We start from the raw sequence: 19241 nt of genomic DNA, 5'->3' as shown, positions 1-19241 counted from the left end.
GCCGGTCCTCACGCTGCTGCACAGCGCCTCCGGGGTGCGCCTGATGCCGTGCGGCGCTAGGAAGGGGGGACCAACCACGGACGGAGCACCATGACCGAGCCCAGCAGCGGAGTCCCCGGCGAGATCGCCGACGCCGATGTCGACGCCCCCACGACCGACGAGCCCACCACCGTGAAGCTCGACCTCGACGAGGAGAAGCTCGAGGCCTGGGACGAGATCAAGGGCGACTACCAGATCGAGCCCGGTGGAGAGCCGGTCCCCAACAGCATGGACGCGGACGCCGTCGGCAGCGACGACCCGGCTGCGGGTGAGAGCCCGCAGTCCTAGTGTGAGCCGCTGCTCGGCAGGGGGTCGTCGGCGGCGTCGGTCAGGGTGGCTGCGCTGTGCTCCCACTCGGGGCGTTCGCGCGTGCCGGTGTCGATGTCGGGCTCGAGGTACATCAGCAGGGTGAGGTCGGGGGTCGCCTCACGGGCTCTGGCCTCCGCGGTGTTGATCGCCTCGGCGATGGCCTCGGCGGTCGTGCCCGCGGGGACCGCCACCTTGGCCGCGACCACCACCTCTTCGGGCCCCACGTGGAGGGTCCGCTGGTGGATGACCCGGTCGATGACGCCGACGGACTCGATGGCCGCCACGATCCGTGCGATGTGCTGCGGCGAGGCGGACTCACCCAGCAGGAGTGACTTCATCTCCACGGCGAGGAAGACGGCCACCGTGACGAGGAGCAGACCGATCAGACCGGTGCCGATGACGTCGAAGATCGGGTTGCCCGTGACCAGCATCAACGACACGCCCAGCAGGGCGAACACGAGGCCCAGCAGCGCGGCGAGGTCCTCCAGCAGGATCACCGGCAGCTCGGGAGCCTTGGCGCCACGGACGAACTCGAGCCAGCTGCGACGACCGCGGACCTTGTCCGACTCCAGGATCGCCGTCCGGAACGAGAAGCCCTCGAGCACGATCGCCACGAGCAGGACGACCACCGGCACCCACCACCACCGGTCGCTGCCACCGTGCTGGTCGCTGAACGGGTCGAAGCCAGCCATCGCATGCGTCTCGTGCCACTTGTGGTACGCCTCGTACAGGGCGAAGAGGCCACCGACGCTGAACAGCACGATCGACACGATGAACGCATAGACGTAGCGCTCGCGGCCGTAACCGAAGGGGTGCTCGGGGGTCGCGGCCCGCTTGGCCCTGCGGCCACCGGTGAGCAGGAGCAGCTGGTTGCCCGAGTCGGCCAGCGAGTGGATGGCCTCGGCGAGCATCGAGCTGAACCCGGTCAGGAAGAACGCGATGAACTTCGTCACCGCGATCCCCAGGTTGGCCAGCAGCGCGGCCACGACCGCTCGGGTCCCACCTTCGGTCGACATGGCCGACAGCGTAACGGTGCCCTCCACACGAGGCTGCCTCGTCTCTTCGGCCGAACCTGAGCGTGCCTGCGGGCCGCCCTCCGGCGAGTCGCGCATACTCCCAGGGGTGATCTCGCCCCGGACGCGCACGCGCGTTGACGCTGCCGCGGGTCCGGTCCTCACCGCTGTGCTGTCCCTCCTGGCCGCCGCCCAAGCGCTGCGCCTGTGGCAGTGGCGTCCGGGAACTCCGCTGTCCCTGAGCGGCGACTCCCCGCAGGTGCTCACCCAGATCCGGGCCACCATGGCTGGCTCGTGGTACGGGCTGAACCCGCACGTCGGCGCGCCTTTGGGGATGAACCAGGCGTTCTTCACGACGGCCGACGTCGTCAACTTCGCCGGCATCCGGCTCATCGGCCTCGTCACCGACTCACCGGTCACGGCGGGAGCGGTCTTCTTCGTCCTCGGGTTCCCGGCAGCCGGGTTGACTGCCTACTGGTTGTGCCGTCAGCTGCTGCTCACCCGTCCGGCGGCGGTCACCTCGTCGGTGCTGTTCGCCGTCCTCCCGGGGCACCAGCTGTGGTTCCCCCACCTGTGGCTGTCGGCCTACTGGATGGTCCCGCTGGCGGTGTGGCTGGTCATCCGGGTGGCTCGCGGCACTCCCATCTGGCCAGCCCGAGGTGAGCTCCGGGGCGACCCGCAGAGTCGACGGCGGGCGCGCTGGCTGGTCACTCGGACCGTGCTCGTGGTGCTAGCCATCGGGCTCGCCGACGTCTACTACGTGGCCTTCACCCTGCTGCTGCTCGCGATCGTCCTCGTGTTCAGGCTGGGTACTGGCACGCGCGCCGTCCGGCTCGCCGGGGGGGCCGCGGTGACGGCGGCGATCGGCCTGCTGTGCGGTCTGTCGCTGTGGGTCGCCACTCGCGCGCGGACGGGTGACCAGGTGACCGGCGCGCTGCCCGCGCAACGCGTCATCGGGGAGTCGGAGACCTACGCCGGCAAGATCATCGAGCTGGTCCTGCCGTGGTACGAGCACCGCGTCGCCGGGCTGCGCTTCGTGTCCTTCGCCTATGGCGTCGCCGCACCCCCGAGTATCGAGCGGCCCGCGCTTGGGCTGGTCGCCCTCGTAGGCGTCGCCACGATCCTGTGGGTGGCGCTCACCGGGCTGGCGCTGGGCCGCAGGATCCCGCCGACGTGGGGCCTGCTCGCCGCCCTCACCCTGGTGAGCCTGGCGTTCTACACGCGCGGCGGCCTGGGCTCGTTGGTCGCCCTCTTCTTCACTCCCCAGATCCGCACCTGGTCGCGCTTCGTGGTCCTCATCGCGCTGTTCGGGCTGGTCGCCGTGGGGCTGGGGCTGAGCCGGATCGGCCGACGGCTCGGCCGTCGGACCGGATGGGTGGTGGCCGCACTCGTGCTCGCCCTCGGGGTGCTCGACCAGACCAGCCCGTACGTCGCCCCGCAGTACACCTCCCTGGCCGCCCAGCAGCGCGAGCTCACTACCTTCAGCCAGCGGATCGCCGACACCGTCGGCCCCGGGTGTGCGGTGTTCCAGCTCCCGGTCGTGGCCTACCCGGAGGAGCCGCCGCCGGGGTCGATGGAGGACTACGAGCACCTGCTGCCCAGCAACGCCTCCCCGGCGCGCCTCACGTGGAGCTACGGGGCCATCCGCGGCACCGCCCGCGCTGACTGGCAGCTGGCGCTCCCGGTCGACAACCAGCCACGGCTGCTCGAGGACCTCGCCGCCGCCGGGTTCTGCGCCGTCGAGATCGACCGCAACGGGTATGCCGGTGCCACCGATCCCAGCGCCCAGACCGAGAGCCTCCTGGGTGCCCCCATCGCGCGGGCCGACCGCGCCAACCTCGCGGCATACCGGCTGCGGCCCGTGCCTGCCACGAGCACCGGGACCTCCGGCACGGGCGCTGGCGGCCCACGACGCGACCAGGTCCTGCGCCCCGTCGTGGCCAGCCTTGCCGGATCCCTGGTGGACGTCTCCGGCCCCAGCCCGTTCCAGTGGACCGGGCCCCAGACCGAGATCACCCTCGGCTCCATGGGTTCGTCGGCGGTCGATGTCACCCTCACGATGGACGTGTCCGGCAACGGTCCCGCCGAGCGAAACCTCACCCTCACCGCCCCCGGCGGTGATTCCCAGGTCCTCACGGTGTCCGCCGGCCAGCAGCGCCAGGTCGTCCTGCGCCTCTCCGTCCCGCCGGGCACCACTCGGGTGCTCCTGCGGGCGACCGGCGATGCGGTGGCGATCCCCGGCAGCCAGGGCCGCGACTTCGCCGCCCTCAAGGTGGCGGGCATGCGGATCACCACCGACTCCGGGACCAACGCCGCCACCCTCCAGCAGTTCGCCGCGGCCAGCCCGCAGCCGACCCGATGACGCAGCCGCCCGCTCCGCCGGCACTGCTGCGCTGGGGCCCGCTGGTCGCCTTCGGCCTGCTGTTGGTGGCGTTGTCACGCCACGCCGGCGAGGGCATCAGCGACCCCGACACGCTCTGGCACATCCTCGCCGGGGACCACCTCTGGCGGACGGGGAGCTTCAGCGGACCCGACCCACTGTCCGACTTCACCGTTCACCCGTGGGTCCTCAACCAGTGGCTGCCGGACCTCGGCCTGGCCCTGGCCAACCACCTCGGCGGCCTCGCGGCCGTCGCCTGGGTGACCCAGCTCGGGCGGCTCCTGGTCTGCGTGGCCATCTTCGTGCTCTGCCGACTGGTCGCCGGTCCCCTGCCGGCCTCACTCGTCGCGGCGCTGGCCATCCTCGGGACCACCGACAGCCTCAGCCCCCGTCCGCAGCTGGTCGGCTTCGTGCTGCTGGCGGTCGTCGTTGGCGCCTGGCTGCGGACCGCCGAGGACGGCCGGGCCCGGTGGTGGCTGGTCCCGCTCATGTGGCTGTGGGCGAGCTCGCACGGCACCTGGGTCGTCGGCCTGAGCGTCAGCGCGGCGGCGACGGTCGGACTGGTGCTGGACCGTCGACCACCCCGCGCCCAGGCCCTGCGGTGGGTCGCGGTGGTGCTGGCTGGGGCCGCGGTGACGGCGGTGACCCCCGTCGGTCCGCGCCTGTACGAGAGCTTTGCCACCGTGCGAGCGGTGAGCCCCTACATCTCGGAGTGGCGCCACCCGACGCTGTCCAGCCTCTCGGTGGCGGCCACGGCAGCACTGGCGGTCCTGGTGCTGCTCCTCTGGGCGAGCAGCAGGACCCACCCGGGCTGGACGCGGATCGCCCTGTGGGTGGTCGGGGTCGGCTGGGCGGCGATGTCGATGAGGAGCGTGGCGATCGGTGCGATCATCCTGGCTCCCCTCGCGGCAGAAGCCCTCGGCACGGGCCTTCGCCGACCGCGCACGGTGGTCACCCGTGGCGAACGCCGACTGGTCGGTGGCGCGCTCGTCGCCAGCCTCGTGCTGGCCGGCGTCCTCGCCGCGGCGGGACCTCGCGAGCCGGTGGGCGTCCCCGCGGCGCTCGACCCGTCCCTGGACGCCCTGCCCCACGGGTCGGTGGTGTTCAACTCGGACCTGCTCGGGGGCTGGATGATGTGGGCCCACCCGGACCTGCGGCACACGTCCGACACCCGGGCCGAGCTCTACGGACCCGCCCGTGCCCGCGCCTACCTGCGCATCCTGGCCACGCAGCCGGGCTGGCGCACCGACTTCGACGCCCTGGCCCCACGCGCCGCCCTCGTGGCCGAGCCGTCCCCCCTCGCTCGGGCGCTGACCGAGGGCGGCTGGCACGTCAGCGGGCGCGACGCCGGCTACGTGCTCTTGGTACCCGGGAGAGGCTGAGACACCGCCGCATCGGTGCCACACGCTCGGGCCTGGGACCGACCCTGAAGGGCAGGGTGACCCTCCTGCCCCGCCACGCGGGATAGCCGAAGGCGCGGCATCGTCCGAACGGACGGCCCGCCGTCGACGAACATCCTCATTCACCGCACGGGTCTGTCATGCGCGCAGCGCCCGCCCCTACCGTTCTGAGAGCCAAGTCCAGGGAGGGCAGATGTACCGAGGGCTCACAGTCGCCGTCGTGGTACCGGCACACAATGAAGAACGGCTCATCGGCCGCACGGTCGCTTCGATGCCCCCGCTCGTGGACCACATCATCGTCGTGGACGACGCGAGCAAGGACGACACCGCCCGCGCCGCCAAGGCGGCAGGCGACTCGCGCACCCAGGTCATCACCCTCATCGAAAACCAAGGCGTGGGTGGGGCGATCCTCACCGGCCACGCCCAGGCACTGGCGCTCGACGCGGACGTATCCGTGGTGATGGCCGGCGATGCGCAGATGGATCCTGACTACCTACCGGCCCTGCTGGACCCGATCGCCGCAGGCCAGGCCCAGTTCACCAAGGGAAACCGGTTCTACGGCCAAGGCTCCTTCACGGGCATGCCCACGCACCGGATCGTCGGAAACGTGGCGCTCTCCTTTCTCACGAAGGCCGCGTCCGGCTATTGGAACCTCTTCGACCCACTGAACGGCTACACGGCGATCAGTCGTGAGGCACTCCAACGCCTGGACATGAGGCACATCTCGCGACGCTACGAGTTCGAGAACGACCTGCTGATCCACCTCAACATCCTTCGCGTGCCCGCCCTCGACGTCGCCATCCCCGCCCGTTACGGCGAGGAGGTATCCGGGATCAACCTGCGCAAGCAAGCCCCTCGCGCTCTGGCCCACCTGTTCAAGGGCTTCTGGACTCGCATCTGGTGGAAGTACGTCCTTCAGTCCTTCTCCGCGGTCGCACTCATGTTGTTCGGCGGCCTCGCGCTCACCGGGATCGGCCTGGTCCTCAGCGCCTGGGCCATCGCACACACCCTCGGTCCAGCGACGGCGAGCGCGGGAACGGTGGTCTTGGCAGTCGCCCCCCTGCTCAGCGGCTTCCACATGCTCATCCACGCGATGGTCCTCGACATCCAGGAGTCCCAGCCCGCTCGGTGAGACCTGCTGCTGGAACGCCCCTCCACTGGGTAGCCTCCGTGCGTGAGCAGCGCTGAGGGAGTCCTGACCTGGGAGCCGGCCACCCGGCATACCGAGCTCCTGGCCGCGCCGGTGGCGGAGGCGATCGCGAGCACCCCCTCAGCCCGGGTCGCCGCCATCGACGCCGGGCTCGCCGACACCGCGGCGTTCTGCGAGGCCTACGACGTGGCCATGGAGCACTCGGCCAACTGCGTCGTCGTCGCCGGCAAGCGTGCGGGCGAGGTCCGGTATGCCGCGGTGCTGGTGCTGGCCTCGATGCGCGCCGACATCAACGGCGCGGTGCGCCGGCACCTCGACGTCCGCAAGATCAGCTTTGCGCCCATGGACCAGGCGGTGTCGTTGACCGGGATGGAGTTCGGCGGGATCACCCCCGTCGGGTTGCCCGCCGACTGGCCGGTGCTGGTCGACGAGGCCGTCGTAGCGGCCGGGGACGTGGTCGTCGGCAGCGGGATCCGGGGCAGCAAGCTGCTCCTGCCAGCCGCGGAGCTGGCAGCCCTCCCCAGCGCCGTGGTGTTGTCCCTCTCGCTCTGAACAGTCCCGCCGGGCGTGGAGTCCCCTCACCACTTGAACATGTTCAAGTTGAGGCGTAGTGTCTGAACTAGTACTTGAACGCGTTCAAATGAGTGGGAGGACGCTCGTGAAGGCGGTACGGATCGCGCTGGTCAGCGCGTCGGCGTGGAGCGCCCTCCTCGTGGTGGCGGCCCTCACCGTGCCCGTCTACTCGGGCGAGACCAGCAGCGCCGACTCGACCGGCGAGGTCAGCAGCAGCCCGACCACGGCCACCCTGGTCGAGGTCAACGGGGCATGGGGACTGGTCGTGGCGAGCATCCCGCTGCTCGCCTGCGCGGTCGTCGGGGCGTTGCTGCTCAGGCCGGGCGGTCGCACGAGGCAGGTCATCGCCGCGGTGGTCGTCGGCCTGCTGGGCATCCTCACCGTTGTCAGCCTGCTCACCGTCGGCGTGTTCGTCGCTCCCGCGACCGCAGGCCTTGGCGTGGCCGTCCTCCTTGCCTTGGCGAGCCCCACCGAGCGCCACGGAATGGGTGCGGCGTGACGAACCCACGGCCAGACTCAGCCGGACGGTCCGACCGCGGCGAGCAGACCCGAGCCGCCATCGCGGCGGCCGCCCAGGAGCTCTTCCTCGAGCGCGGGTACGACAAGACGACCATGCGCGCGGTCGCGGACCGTGCCGGCGTCAGCATCGGCAACGCCTACTACTACTTCGCGTCCAAGGAGAGCCTCGTCCAGGCGTTCTACGACCAGGTCCAGGTGGCCCACGCAGCGGCGGCGGATGAAGCCTTGGCGGCCAGCCAGAAGTTCGCCCACCGGCTGCGCGAGGTGCTGACCAGCTGGGTCGACGTGGCCGAGCCCTTCCACGGGTTCGCCGGGAAGTTCTTCAAGATCGCCGCCGAGCCCACGAGCCCGCTGTCCCCGTTCAGCGCCGAGTCGCGTGGAGCGAGGGAGGCCAGTATCGACCTCTTCCGGCAGGTGGTCGAAGGGTCGGACCTCACGGCGCCCGCGCCCATCCGCGCCGAGCTGCCCGAGCTGCTGTGGCTCCTGCAGATGGGAGTGGTGTTGTTCTGGGTGCACGACTCGAGCCCGGGCCAGGAGCGCACCCGCGCGCTCGTGCGGCACGTGGTGCCACTGGTCGACAAGCTGGTCCGACTGAGCCGGCTCCCCGGCATGAAGGGGGTCGTCGCAGACCTCGTGGACCTGGTCCGGTCGGTGCGACCCCAGGGCTGAAGTCAGCCGCCAGTGCGACCCCGGAGGTCGGCCACGTGGGGTGAGACCGCCGGGTCGAGTCCCAGCCCCAGGGCGAGGTACGTCGCTGCGAAGTCGGTCGTGGCGATCTGGCCCGCGAGCCGGGTGAGGGGATGGCCCGGCTGAGCGGTCACCTCGCAGACTCTGACCCCGGCCTCGCGCGCGGCGGTCGTGACCGCCTCCGCGAGCGCGCGCGCGTCGTCCGCCTCGCGGGTCATCGGGTCGGGCAGGACGTCGCGCAGCATGAGCAGGGACAGTCGTGGCGCCACCGGTCCGTCGAGGAACGGGTCGGCGAAGATGTCATCCTGCGGCTCCTGGGCACCTGCTCCCGAGAGAGCCTGCACCCCGCCGGCGTAGGCCGCCGTGAACGGGCCGTCGAAGCAGGCGACCACCTGGGCGGCGTCATCGGGGAGCTCCCCTGACGTCGCCGGCACCCGTGCGGTCCGCGCCAGCATCGACGTGGCCCTGCCTGCGGCAACTCCGTTCAGCGGACCGTCACCCAGGACCACTGGCACGCCTTGGGCGAGGTCGGCGGCCAGGAGCTTCGCGGGGTTGACGAACGACTCCGACGACGGGCGACAGCTGTCGGCCAGCTCGTCCAGGCGGTCGGCGGTCTGGGCGAGCACACGCGGGTCGACGTCGACGATCCCGAGGTGGCCGGCGCCGAGCAGGACGGGCGCGAGGAGTGACCACAGCGCGGTCCGTGAGGTCGTGCGGCCACGACCGATGCCGATGTGCACCCCTCTGGCCTGCGCGGCCACGTCGGCAAGTGGCGAGTCCGTCGCGCCGACGGTCAGCAGGGCGGCGCCTCGGCGAGCGGCCTCGGCCGCCAGCGCAAGGGGTCCGGGGGCACGGCCCGAGAGCGACACGGCGATGACGAGGTCGAGCGGGCCCACCCAGCCGGGCAGCGGGAGGTTGCGGCGCACGCTCACCGGCACCGGCGATCCCGGCTCGGCCAGCAGCTCGAGGACGTCGGACACCACGGCGGACCCGCCCAGCGAGGCAACGAGCACCGACCGTGGCCGCTCGCCACCGGCAACCCGCTCGATCCCGGCCTCCTCGGAGAGAGAGACCGCCTCCCGGACCTGGGCGCCGGCCGTGGCCAGCCCCCGCAGCGTCTGGTGCGAGTCGAGTGCGGCCAGCACCTCGTCGCTGTCGACCCGCGACTCGTCGAAGAACGGTGCCATCACGCCTACTTCGTGGTCAGGCCGGCTTGCGGGCTTCGTCGACCAGCAGCACCGGCACACCGTCGTCGATGCGGTACTGGAGGCCGCACTCCGCGTTGGTGCAGTGCAGCTCGGCCTTGCCGTCCGCGGTGGCGTCGGCGAGCTCCGAGCGGCATGCCGGACACCTCAGGATCTCCCGCAGCCACGGCTCGATCCGGGCGTCCTGCCCCTGTCCTTGCGACATCAGCGTTCTCCTCTCACCAGTGCGAGCACATCGTCTCGCACCTGGGTCATCGTGTCGTGGTCGGCCGCCTCCACGTTCAGGCGCAGCAGCGGCTCGGTGTTCGAGGCACGCAGGTTGAGCCACCACATCGGGGCGTCCTGACGCGCGGCGTGAGTGACGGTGAGCCCGTCGAGCTCGTCGAACTCGGCACCCCGCTCAGCCGCCCACCGTCGCACCGAGGCGGTCGCAGCCGCGGCGTCGGTGACGGTCGAGTTGATCTCCCCCGACGCGGCATACCGGCTGTATGCCGCCGCGAGCCGGCTGAGCGGCTCGTCCTGCTCCCCCAGGGCTGCGAGGACGTGCATCGCGGCGAGCATGCCGGTGTCGGCGAACCAGAAGTCGCGGAAGTAGTAGTGCGCACTGTGCTCGCCACCGAAGACCGCGTCCTCCCGGGCCATCTCGGCCTTGATGTAGGAGTGGCCGACCCGGGTGCGGACGCCGCGGGCTCCCTGCTCGGCGATGATCTCGGGGACCGCCGCCGACGAGATGACGTTGTAGACCACGGCGACGTCGGCCGCCGGCGTCCCTGCCGCGACGAGCTTGGCGACCTCGCGGGTGGCCACGAGCGCCGTGACCGTGCTCGGGCTGACGGGCTCGCCCCGCTCGTCGATGACGAAACAGCGGTCCGCGTCGCCGTCGAAGGCCAGCCCGAGGTCGGCGCCGTGCTCGACGACGGCGGCCTGCAGGTCGCGCAGGTTCTCGGGTTCGAGGGGGTTGGCCTCGTGGTTGGGGAAGGTGCCGTCGAGCTCGAAGTAGAGCGGCACGATCTCGAGCGGGAGCTCGGGCAGGCCGGTGCCGGTGCCCAGCACGGCCGGCACGGTGTGCCCGGCCATGCCGTTGCCGGCGTCCACGACGACCTTGAGCTGGCGCCCGCCGGACAGGTCGACGAGCCCGCGCAGGTAGGCCGCGTAGTCCCCCAGCAGGTCAGCCTCGACGACTCGGCCCCGGGGGGCGCCGACGGGACCGGTGCTGGTGCCGGAGTCGAGCAGGCCCTGGGCCGTGGCGCTCACGTCCGCCAGCCCGGAGTCCTGGCCGACCGGCCGGGCCCCCGCGCGGCACAGCTTGATGCCGTTGTAGCGAGCGGGGTTGTGGGAGGCGGTGAACATCGCGCCGGGGAGGTCGAGGGCACCACTGGCGTAGTAGAGGCCGTCGGTGCTGCAGAGCCCGATCAGGGTCGCGTCGAGGCCGTGCGCGGTGACCCCGGCGGCGAAGGCGCGCGACAGCTCCGGAGAGGAGGGGCGCATGTCGTGACCGATGACGACCCCCTGCGCTCCCTCCGGCGCGACGACGCTCTGCGCGAAGGCGGCCCCGAGGGCCCACGCCACGTCGACGTTGAGCTGTTCGGGGACGAGGCCACGGACGTCATAGGCCTTGACGAAGTCGGAGAGCAGGGGCGACGGCACGCCCGAAACCCTAGCGGGGTCAGCTGTCGCGCAGGACGCGCAGGTGCCCGCGGCGGCCGGTCTCGATCGCCCCGGAGGCGTCCTCGTCGGTGGGCTGCGTCCGCGTCAGCGCGACCGGCTCGCCGAGCCGGGGTCGTCCCGCCTCGCGCACCGCGTTCGCCAGGGCGAGCAGGTCGTCGTGCGAGGGCTCGGGCTCGACGTACTCCCCCGACAGCCGCACGATCTCCCAGCCTCGTGGCGCCGTCAGGCCTTCGGCGTGGGTCGCGCACAGGTCGTAGGTGTGGGGTTCGGCGAAGGTCGCCAGGGGTCCGACCACCGCGGTCTGGTCGCCGTAGACGTACGTGAGCGTCGCGATGGCGGGCTTCGAGCACGCGGTGCGGGAGCACCTCCTGGACAGACTCACGTCGCGGACTCTATGCCAGCGGGGCCGAGCCCCCGAATCGGCACGCCGTAGGCTGGTCCCGTGACTTCGACGGGCCCGCAGGCAGGGCGCCCCCAGCCCGCGCGCAGGGACCGTCGGGGCCGAGGGACGCGGGGTCCGCTGGCGTGGCCGGCCGTCCCTGCGATGGCCACCCGCAGGCAGCAGTTCGACGACCTGGTCCTGGACAGCGCCGCCCGGCTCGAGACGCGGCTGGGCCCGCGCTTCCAGGACATCCAGTTCGCCGTCGAGGACGTCCCACCGACCGACCCGGCACCGTGGGAGCGCGAGGGAGCGCCGCTGGCCCGGGCGTTCCCCGCGCACGGCAGGACCCCTGCGCGAATCGTCATCTACCGAAGGCCCATCGAGAGCCGGGCCGACACCCAGCGCGAGCTCACCGCGATCGTCCAGGACGTGGTGGTGGAGCAGGTCGCGGCCTTGTTCAACCTGCCCCCAGGGGACCTCGATCCGCGCTACGACGACGAGGGCTGAGGACGACGAGGGCTGAGGACGACGAGGGCTGAGTCGCCGCGGCCCGGCGGGCGTTGCCGCGCGCAGGTGCCCCGGGTGCCTCGATGCGCCGTGAAGCCCTACTGAGCGACCTCGCGCAAGCCCACGGTCGACGTTCGCAGCGCGGCGTCGTGCAGGGGTGTCGTCGTGATCAGCCTGCCCTGGGCGTCGTCCAGCCACGCGATGACTCCGGCCCGCACCTCACCCTTCCCCGACACGCGGTGCACCCACACTGACCTGGCGAAGGTGACATCGACGCCCGCGGTCGCGTCCACCCCGATCGTCTGGCGCAGGGACGTCTCCACCCCCTTGGCGTCGACCGTGACCACCTCGACCCCGGCGCTGTCGCCGGACGACGTGAGGGACAGGAACCGCCGGACGGGGGTGAGCGCCCCCGCGGGGTCGGCGAGCGGCATACCTGCGACTCCGGTGATCGGGGGCGTCGACGACGTCCACGCGAAGTCTCCCGGCTTGCCCGGCACGGCGCGCGTGACCATGGCGGCCGCCACGATGGGGACGTCGGCGCGCACCTGGAGCCCCACGGCATTGCCGGGCAGGGCCGAGATGTCGATGTCGCGCACCGTGCCGCCGTCGATCCGGATCACGCCACCGGTGGGCAACGCCCGTGGCCCCTGCGCGGTCAGCACTCGGGCCTGGACCACGGCTTCGTTGCTGCCGGGCACGGCGACGCGCAGCACGGACTGGCCGCCCACCGTGACGGCGGGGATCACCTGGTCGCGCGACGGGGCAGCGGTCGGCAGGGCATCGTCGGAACCGCCCGCCCGGGTGCCGTCGAGCCACAGGTCGTTGACGACAGCGCCGACGACGCCGCCGTCGGCCACGACGTGCACGACGGGAGTGGCCAGGTCGCCGTTGATCGAGTCGAGCAGGAAGGCCGTCCGCCCATGGGCCGGGACGACGATGCCCTTGCCGTTCGGGGACGCGACCGCCCCCTTGGCCCCGTAGAGGGTGACGTCGACACTGACCGAGTTGCCGCCGGGATTGGTCAGCAGGAGCCGCTCCTGCCGGCCTGGGGCTCCGCCGCCGGCCATGATCCAGAACTCGGCGCCGGGTGGCCCGCATGCGGCGGTGCCGAACGACCGTTGGTCACCCGAGGGCACCAGCCAGCTCTGCGCCGCGGCGACACCGGCGGCCATCGACTCGGTGCCCGACACGAGGACACCGTTGGGCGTGGTCAGGTCGCCGACCAGGTCAGCTCCACGCGAGGTCACGTCCGGGGCGAGGCTCCCCTGCGGCATCTGGGTGAGGCTGAGCTTGCCGGGGGCGGTGGCGGGGGCGGAGCCGGTCAGCGCGCGCACGGGCGCCGCCGCCGCAGCAACCCGCACCCCGACGCCGAGGTCGGCGACCCCCTTGATGCCCTTGAGCTCGGGCCCCGGACACAGCAACGACGAGCTGCGCACCGGGCCGTTGGCCGAGGCGGTGGCGGTGTCGACAGGCTTGGTCGACGCGACGGCGAGGGCACCCTGGCTGTGCATCGCCGCGACGACGATGCCGACCCCCGCGGCGGCCACGAGGCAGGTGCGGACGATGCCGCTGACGGTGATGTTCACGGGCGCCTCCGCCTCGAGGAGCGGTTGCCGAAGGGCAGGGCGAGGAACGCGACCAGCAGCAGCAGCCCGCCCTGCGCATAGCGCCAGGAGGCGTTGGTGGGGAGCACGTCGACCGAGATCGTGGCGGTCCCCGCGGGCAGCGGGTAGGCGGCGGTGTCGCCGCGGGGGGCGACGACCGTGCCGTCGACGGTCACGCGCGCGTGCCGGACCCACTGGCTCGGCTCGGCCAGGACGAGCGAGGCCCCTTGCGGGACAACGGCTTTCACGTCGAGCTGCGCATGCGGTCCGGAAACGGGGATGGCCTGCTGCGACGTGCCGGTCACGATCCTGGCGCGAGACGGTGCGACGGCGTGGTCGGCCGTCGCCCCGCCGCCGGCCAGCACCCGCCAGAACAGCACGCCGTCGTGCTCGCCCAGCCGACTGAGCCCCGCCGTCGCGTCCAGCGAGCGGATGCGGGGGTCGGTGGCGTCGGCGCGCAGACCGATGAAGCCCACCGCCTGGTCGGCCAGGTCGCGTGCGGGGGCGAGGGTGCCGGGGATGGCTCCCTGCTGGAACAAGGCACCGACCGAGGCTGCCAGGGCAGCGGCGGAGGGATGGTCGGCAGGCACCGAGGGCAGCGTCCGGGCGACGTCGCCGACCTCCCGGCCGAGCAGCTCGTAGGTCAGGCCGTCGCCCTCGGGCTGCAACAGGAGCATCCGGTTGCCGAGCCCGCTCTCTGCCTGGTCGATCGCCACCGCGGGCCGGGGATCCTGCCACGCGCGCAGCTCATCGCCGACGGTCCGGACGGCCAGCCATCCGGCACTGACCAGCACGGCTCCCAGGACGGCAGCGGCGACGGGCCAGCGTGCCAGCGCCTGCCACCCACCACGCGCGCGACTCACGGCGAGGCCCTCGGCACCCACCAGCGCCGAGGCGACGAGTGCGAGCGTGACGACGAGCAGTCCGACCCCGGCCCACGCCGTCACTGGCCGTCCGGCGCCGGGAAGTCCCTGGGGCACGACGCCGAGCTGGATCCGGGGAGCGGCGACGGCGTAGGCCAGGCCGAGCAGGGCCACGATCGCCAGGACGGTCGCCGCGCGACCCCGGCGACCGGCACGCAGCAGGCCGAGAAGCCCGGCGAGGACCAGCGGCGCCGACAGCAGCACGGGGTAGGACCCGGGTCCGCCGGGGTGCAGGAGCGCGAGCTGCCAGGGCTGCCCCTGGGCGGTCCCCCAGACCGACAGGCCGGGACCGGTGAACAGCAACGCGGGACGCTCGACCAGCGCGGGCACCCAGGACCCCAGGAGCAGGACCGGGCCGAGCGCGATGGCCAGCCCGCGCACGCGGGCCCCGCGAGCGACGACCGTGACGACCAGGCCGGCGAGCACCACGAGGACCAGCAGGGCCGGGGCGAAGGCCCCGAGGACGCTCGCCGCCAGCACGGTGGCGGCGGTGACCGTCGCGGTGCCGGTGCGCCGGGCGGCCAGGGCCACCCCGGCCGCCACCAGCGGGAGCAGGATCGCCGCGACGATGCCGCCCAGACGACCGGAGCCGACAGCCGTGGCCAGCACGGCACTGGTCGACCACGCGAGCGCGGCGAGGGCCCGAGGCCACCGGGAGTGCGTCACGACCCGGGCGCCGAGGTATGCCGCGAGGGTCGCCAGTGGCAGGGCGAAGGTGACCAGCAGGGTGACCACCGCTCCCACCGGCGAGGCGGGCGGACCGACCAGCGGAACGTGGGCCACCAGCCACGACAGCGCGGACAGCACGACGAGGTGCGGTCCCTGTTCACCTGCGGCCCCGAGGCCCGGGCCGTGCCAGCCGTCGAGCCAGGCATGCCATGTGGCGACGGAGTCCGCCCTGACGCCGACGGTCTCGCCGCCGGCCACGCCGTTATCGAGCCGGTCGGCGAACGTCCCCCCGAGGTGACGGCTGGACAGGGCGGCAACCAGGGTCATGGCCAGGGTCGCCAGCAGGCCGGGGTTGCGCGCGGCGTGCGAGGCCCACGTGGCTCCGAGGACGTTGAGGTCCTGGGCCTCGTCCGCGACCGGGCCGGACTCGGCCGTGTCCCCGCGGGTGGCGTCGACCTGCCCGGGCTCGAGCGCGACCTCGTCGTGGATGAGGTCGGTCGTGTGCCGGAGCACGGTGGTGGACCGGACGAACAGACCCCGCAGGTCGCGACGGCGGACCCGGCGAGTGCCACGCGAGCGCCACCGCGCGCCGAGCACGCGCCCGGGGGTCAGCACCGCCCCGATGTCGCAGAGCTCCGCCCACGCGGCTCGGGGGCGCTTGGCCAGCAGCAGCGCGACGGCGGCAGCAGTGCTCGACGCCACGATCCAGGCGGCGAGCAGCGGGAGGGACCACCAGGCGCACCTGGCCATGGCCACGCGCCTGGCCTGCCGGCGCACCCTGGCGGCCGAGTCCCCCGGGACGACCTCGTCGGGCTCCGCCGGTGCCCCGGTGCGCAGCGTGGCGCGGGGCACCACGACCACGCGACGTCCGGACTGCTGGGCGCGCCACGAGAAGTCCACGTCGGCGCCGAAGTCACCGAAAGCTCGCTCGGGACGACCGAGCTCGTCCAGCATCTGGCGTTCCACCAGCATGCCCGTCGCAGGGACGGCCAGGACGTCGGTGCGGCGGTCGTACTGGCCCTGGTCGGGCTCGCCAGGGGCCGGCGACGGGATCACCCGGCCGCTGCGGGTCAGCTGCAGGCCGACCGAGCGCAGCGCGCCGGGGACGGACCACTCGAGCAGCTTGGGGCCTGCAGCGCCCACCGAAGGGCTGCGTCGCACGGCGTCGAGCAGGCGCGCGAGGGTCATGGGGGCAGCGGCGCTGTCGCAGGTCAGCACCCAGACGTGGGTCACGGCTGAGCCCGCATCACCGGCCCGGTCGGTCGAGGCGTCCGCGTCGCCCGGGGCGGACTGCGCGAGGGCCGCCCGCACGGCATACGCGAGGGAGGGCGCGTCGGGAACGGTGACGAAGCTGATCGAGGCGATGGCCTCGGCCAGGCCGTGGTGGGCCCGCACCAGCTCGACGGCGTTGCCGTCGCGCTCGTCCCTGCCCGGGTCGACGACGACGAGGCGGTCGGGGCTGCGCGTCTGGCGCGCGAGCGAGTCGAGCGTCTCCGGAAGCGCCGAGGTGGGGCCCCGGAGGACCAGAACCGCCGTCACCGTTGCGACCGCCGCAGGCGAGCCTGCGGGGTCTGTCACCTCATGGGCCGGGGCAAGCGTCATGCGCTGGTCACGAGTGAGTCGCCGCGCGGGCGACTAGACCGCACGCTTCTTGAGCTTGCGGCGCTCCCGCTCGGACAGCCCACCCCAGATGCCGAACCGCTCGTCGTGGGCGAGGGCGTACTCCAGGCACTCGGCCCGCACCTCGCAGCCGACGCAGACCTTCTTGGCCTCGCGCGTCGACCCGCCCTTCTCGGGGAAGAACGCCTCGGGATCCGTCTGGGCACAGAGCGAGCGCTCCTGCCACGACATCTCCACCTCTTCGCCACCTTCAAAGGTGACCAACTGAAGTTCCTGCACGGCTTCCTCCTCGACCCGGTTCGCCGCTGCGTGTGACCTTGTCTGGTCACAACAATGGAATTACACGCGTGTCATACGTGGTTCGTCAAGCGGAAGTCTGATATTTGCCCGATCGGACGAACATTGATAACGCCGCTTCGCCGGGCGCTAGAGGTGCGCTCGAGGGTCGGCAGGGGGCGCCAGAACCTCCCGGAGGTCCCCTGTGTGGTGACGCGGGGCGGGCTGCAAGACTGCTGAGCATGCGCATCACGGCACTCGCCGGCGGCGTCGGAGGTGCCCGCTTCCTGCGCGGCCTCCGCACCCACCTGGACCGCTCCCCTGACCTCTCGGACGCCGAGCTGACGATCATCGGCAACACCGGCGACGACATCAGCCTGTTCGGGCTGCGGGTCTGTCCCGACCTCGACACCTTGCTGTACACCCTCGGCGGCGGCATCCACGAGGGCCAGGGCTGGGGTCGCGCCGACGAGAGCCACCGGGTCCAGGGCGAGCTCGCGGCCTACGGCGCGGTGCCGCAGTGGTTCGCGCTCGGCGACCTCGACCTCGGGACCCACATCATCCGCTCACAGTGGCTCGGACAGGGGGTGTCCCTCACCGACGTGACCGCACGGCTGGCGACCCGCTGGGGGCTGCCCGACCAGCGGATCACCCTGCTGCCGATGAGCGACTCACCCGTCGAGACGCACGTCGTCGTCGAGGACGAGCAAGGTCAGCGCGCGATCCACTTCCAGGAGTGGTGGGTTCGGCACCAGGCCTCGATCCCGGCACAGCGGTTCCAGGCGGTCGGCATGGACCGCGCCACCGCGGCGCCCGGCGTCCTCGACGCGATCCGGACCGCGGATGTGGTCCTCCTCCCGCCGAGCAACCCGGTGGTCTCGATCGGGATCATCCTGGGTGTGCCGGGAGTGCGAGATGCGTTGCGGGGCAGCGCCGCCCGCGTCGTGGGCGTCTCACCGCTGATCGGCGGTGTGCCGGTGCGTGGCCACGCGGACGCGTGCCTGCGGGCCATCGGGGTGGAGTCCACGGCGGCCGCCGTGGCAGGGCTGTACGAGGACTTCCTGGACGGATGGCTGGTGGCGCCGGAGGACGAGGCCGCCGTGCGCCTGCCGCGGGCCACCGTGCGAGCTCGGCCCCTGCTCATGTCCGACGCCGATGCCGCGGCCGAGATCGCCGGCGCCGCACTGGAGCTCGCGCTCGAGCTCAGGGGCGCCTGACCGTGTCGGTGTCGCTCATCCCGCTGACGGGGATCCCCGAGGTGGGGGCGGGCGACGACCTGGTCGCGCTCCTGCTGGGGGCCGCGGACGCCGCCGACATCGCGCTCGAGGACGGCGACGTGGTGGTCGTCTCGAGCAAGGTCGTCTCCAAGTCCCTTGGGCTGTGGGCAGATTCGGCCGACCGGGGTGCCGCCGTGATGAGCCAGACGGTGAGGGTCGTCGCCGAGCGCATGTCGCAGGGCCGGATCACCCGGATCGTGCAGTCGACGGCGGGCCCGGTCATGGCGGCCGCGGGCGTGGACGCCTCGAACACCGGCCACCGCGACGACGTGCTGCTCCTGCCCGCCAACCCGGACGCGGAGGCCGAGCACCTGCGGGTCGCCCTGCTTGCCGCCACGGGGTTGCAGCGCCTGGGCGTGGTGCTGAGCGACACGGCTGGCCGGCCGTGGCGCTCCGGGCAGACCGACTTCGCCCTGGGGGCTTCCGGGGTCCTGGTCGTGGATGACCTCAGGGGCGCCGTCGACGCGGACGGCAGGCCGTTGTCCGTCACGGCCCGCGCTGTCGGAGACGAGCTGGCCGCCGCGGCCGACCTGGTCAAGGGGAAGGCCGACGCCATCCCTGCCGCCCTCGTCCGCGGCACCGGATGGGCGCTGCCCCACGGCGGTGCGGGCGCACGGGTGCTCCTGCGCACCGGGCGCGAGGACTGGTTCGACCACGGAAGCTCAGAGGCCGTACGGGCCGCGCTGGGCGTCGAGCCCGGGTCCCTCGAGGCGGAGGAGGTCGGCATCCCCGACGTCGGCCCGACGCCCCGCGCTGACCGGCTGCGCAGGGCCGTCGCCGTCGCGCTGCGGGGCACGCCCCAGGTGGGGATGGATGTCGGTGGTGACGAGGTGCACCTCAGCGGCCAGAGCGCCTACCAGCTCGGGGTGGCGGTGACTCGGCTCCAGGTGGCGCTGTGGGGTGAGGGCCTCACCACCGAGGCGCCCGACGAGGTGGACGGCGTGGAGGTCCGGCTCGAGGTGCGCGAGCGCTGACCGCAGCGCCGCGGGTGACGGCCGCCCGGAGGTCCTCGACGAGCGGCTGGAAGTTCTCACTGC

At 72.7% G+C, this 19241-nt stretch carries 18 protein-coding genes; 10 read left to right on the top strand and 8 right to left on the bottom strand.

Annotation, left to right across the window (positions count from 1 at the left end; genetic code table 11):
* Positions 1-90: 90 nt before the first annotated feature.
* Positions 91-327, top strand: coding sequence for a hypothetical protein (locus BJ986_RS10905; RefSeq protein WP_179421999.1), 237 nt, complete (start codon positions 91-93; stop codon positions 325-327).
* On the opposite strand, the gene BJ986_RS10900 is transcribed toward BJ986_RS10905, so the two are convergent.
* Positions 324-1364 carry a cation diffusion facilitator family transporter gene (locus tag BJ986_RS10900; RefSeq protein WP_179421998.1) on the bottom strand — a complete coding sequence of 347 codons (1041 nt, stop codon included), beginning with the start codon at positions 1362-1364 and terminating at the stop codon, positions 324-326. The genes BJ986_RS10905 and BJ986_RS10900 overlap by 4 nt on opposite strands.
* Before the next feature lie 106 nt (positions 1365-1470).
* Between BJ986_RS10900 and BJ986_RS10895 the strand changes: the two genes are divergently transcribed.
* From BJ986_RS10895 to BJ986_RS10875, 6 genes are all read left to right on the top strand, one after another.
* Positions 1471-3723: a hypothetical protein gene (locus BJ986_RS10895; protein WP_179421997.1), complete on the top strand. Its 2253-nt coding sequence runs from the start codon at positions 1471-1473 to the stop codon at positions 3721-3723.
* Complete coding sequence (locus BJ986_RS10890) at positions 3720-5123, top strand: hypothetical protein (protein ID WP_179421996.1); 1404 nt, start codon at positions 3720-3722, stop codon at positions 5121-5123. The genes BJ986_RS10895 and BJ986_RS10890 overlap by 4 nt, the downstream gene beginning before the upstream one ends.
* A gap of 211 nt (positions 5124-5334) precedes the next feature.
* Positions 5335-6273 carry a glycosyltransferase family 2 protein gene (locus tag BJ986_RS10885; RefSeq protein ID WP_238338083.1) on the top strand — a complete coding sequence of 313 codons (939 nt, stop codon included), beginning with the start codon at positions 5335-5337 and terminating at the stop codon, positions 6271-6273.
* Between the two features lie 42 nt (positions 6274-6315).
* A complete protein-coding gene (locus BJ986_RS10880) occupies positions 6316-6843 on the top strand; it encodes a YbaK/EbsC family protein (protein ID WP_179421994.1) in 528 nt (175 codons plus the stop codon).
* 88 nt (positions 6844-6931) lie between these two features.
* The gene (locus BJ986_RS16430; RefSeq protein WP_238338082.1) at positions 6932-7363 is read left to right on the top strand and encodes a hypothetical protein; all 432 of its coding nucleotides are present in this window, start codon (positions 6932-6934) and stop codon (positions 7361-7363) included.
* Positions 7360-8052 (top strand): TetR family transcriptional regulator, encoded by a 693-nt coding sequence (locus BJ986_RS10875; RefSeq protein WP_337795160.1) that lies wholly within the window; start codon positions 7360-7362, stop codon positions 8050-8052. The genes BJ986_RS16430 and BJ986_RS10875 overlap by 4 nt, the downstream gene beginning before the upstream one ends.
* 2 nt (positions 8053-8054) lie before the next feature.
* On the opposite strand, the gene BJ986_RS10870 is transcribed toward BJ986_RS10875, so the two are convergent.
* The 4 genes from BJ986_RS10870 to BJ986_RS10855 are packed head-to-tail and all read right to left on the bottom strand — an operon-like array spanning position 8055 to position 11325.
* A complete protein-coding gene (locus tag BJ986_RS10870; RefSeq protein ID WP_179421992.1) occupies positions 8055-9257 on the bottom strand; it encodes an SIS domain-containing protein in 1203 nt (400 codons plus the stop codon).
* A gap of 16 nt (positions 9258-9273) precedes the next feature.
* The gene (locus BJ986_RS10865) at positions 9274-9480 is read right to left on the bottom strand and encodes a Trm112 family protein (protein ID WP_179421991.1); all 207 of its coding nucleotides are present in this window, start codon (positions 9478-9480) and stop codon (positions 9274-9276) included.
* Positions 9480-10922, bottom strand: a complete 1443-nt coding sequence (locus BJ986_RS10860; RefSeq protein ID WP_179421990.1) for a phosphomannomutase/phosphoglucomutase — start codon at positions 10920-10922, stop codon at positions 9480-9482. Before BJ986_RS10860 ends, BJ986_RS10865 begins: the two co-directional genes overlap by 1 nt.
* 19 nt (positions 10923-10941) lie before the next feature.
* Entirely contained in the window at positions 10942-11325 is a 384-nt protein-coding gene (locus BJ986_RS10855) for a DUF3499 family protein (protein ID WP_179421989.1), read from the bottom strand.
* 60 nt (positions 11326-11385) lie between these two features.
* On the opposite strand from BJ986_RS10855, the gene BJ986_RS10850 reads away from it, so the two are divergent.
* The gene (locus tag BJ986_RS10850; RefSeq protein ID WP_337795158.1) at positions 11386-11832 is read left to right on the top strand and encodes a metallopeptidase family protein; all 447 of its coding nucleotides are present in this window, start codon (positions 11386-11388) and stop codon (positions 11830-11832) included.
* Positions 11833-11930: 98 nt separating this feature from the next.
* On the opposite strand, the gene BJ986_RS10845 is transcribed toward BJ986_RS10850, so the two are convergent.
* The 3 genes from BJ986_RS10845 to BJ986_RS10835 are packed head-to-tail and all read right to left on the bottom strand — an operon-like array spanning position 11931 to position 16882.
* Entirely contained in the window at positions 11931-13421 is a 1491-nt protein-coding gene (locus tag BJ986_RS10845) for a DUF5719 family protein (protein ID WP_179421988.1), read from the bottom strand.
* Positions 13418-16633, bottom strand: a complete 3216-nt coding sequence (locus BJ986_RS10840) for a glycosyltransferase (RefSeq protein ID WP_179421987.1) — start codon at positions 16631-16633, stop codon at positions 13418-13420. The genes BJ986_RS10845 and BJ986_RS10840 overlap by 4 nt, the downstream gene beginning before the upstream one ends.
* 33 nt (positions 16634-16666) lie before the next feature.
* A complete protein-coding gene (locus BJ986_RS10835; protein ID WP_153269213.1) occupies positions 16667-16882 on the bottom strand; it encodes a WhiB family transcriptional regulator in 216 nt (71 codons plus the stop codon).
* A 287-nt stretch (positions 16883-17169) separates the two neighbouring features.
* On the opposite strand from BJ986_RS10835, the gene cofD reads away from it, so the two are divergent.
* Together cofD and cofE are read left to right on the top strand one after the other, a co-directional pair.
* Positions 17170-18144: a 2-phospho-L-lactate transferase gene (cofD, locus tag BJ986_RS10830; RefSeq protein ID WP_179421986.1), complete on the top strand. Its 975-nt coding sequence runs from the start codon at positions 17170-17172 to the stop codon at positions 18142-18144.
* A 2-nt stretch (positions 18145-18146) separates the two neighbouring features.
* Positions 18147-19178, top strand: a complete 1032-nt coding sequence (cofE, locus tag BJ986_RS10825) for a coenzyme F420-0:L-glutamate ligase (RefSeq protein WP_337795155.1) — start codon at positions 18147-18149, stop codon at positions 19176-19178.
* Positions 19179-19241: the final 63 nt, after the last annotated feature.

This window comes from Pedococcus badiiscoriae (assembly GCF_013408925.1).
Classification (GTDB): Bacteria; Actinomycetota; Actinomycetes; order Actinomycetales; family Dermatophilaceae; genus Pedococcus; species Pedococcus badiiscoriae.
The sequence above is the reverse complement of the archived record's forward strand: the minus strand, read 5'-3'. Positions and strand labels throughout refer to the sequence as shown.

What these genes read in the sequence shown, in the direction of transcription:
- BJ986_RS10870 (WP_179421992.1), bottom strand. Translation starts at nt 9,257, where the DNA reads ATGGCACCGTTCTTCGACGAGTCGCGGGTCGACAGCGACGAGGTGCTG.
- BJ986_RS10885 (WP_238338083.1), top strand. Translation starts at nt 5,335, where the DNA reads ATGTACCGAGGGCTCACAGTCGCCGTCGTGGTACCGGCACACAATGAA.
- BJ986_RS10865 (WP_179421991.1), bottom strand. Translation starts at nt 9,480, where the DNA reads ATGTCGCAAGGACAGGGGCAGGACGCCCGGATCGAGCCGTGGCTGCGG.
- BJ986_RS10900 (WP_179421998.1), bottom strand. Translation starts at nt 1,364, where the DNA reads ATGTCGACCGAAGGTGGGACCCGAGCGGTCGTGGCCGCGCTGCTGGCC.
- BJ986_RS10905 (WP_179421999.1), top strand. Translation starts at nt 91, where the DNA reads ATGACCGAGCCCAGCAGCGGAGTCCCCGGCGAGATCGCCGACGCCGAT.
- BJ986_RS10835 (WP_153269213.1), bottom strand. Translation starts at nt 16,882, where the DNA reads ATGTCGTGGCAGGAGCGCTCGCTCTGTGCCCAGACGGATCCCGAGGCG.
- BJ986_RS10890 (WP_179421996.1), top strand. Translation starts at nt 3,720, where the DNA reads ATGACGCAGCCGCCCGCTCCGCCGGCACTGCTGCGCTGGGGCCCGCTG.
- BJ986_RS16430 (WP_238338082.1), top strand. Translation starts at nt 6,932, where the DNA reads ATGAGTGGGAGGACGCTCGTGAAGGCGGTACGGATCGCGCTGGTCAGC.
- BJ986_RS10840 (WP_179421987.1), bottom strand. Translation starts at nt 16,633, where the DNA reads ATGACGCTTGCCCCGGCCCATGAGGTGACAGACCCCGCAGGCTCGCCT.
- cofD (WP_179421986.1), top strand. Translation starts at nt 17,170, where the DNA reads ATGCGCATCACGGCACTCGCCGGCGGCGTCGGAGGTGCCCGCTTCCTG.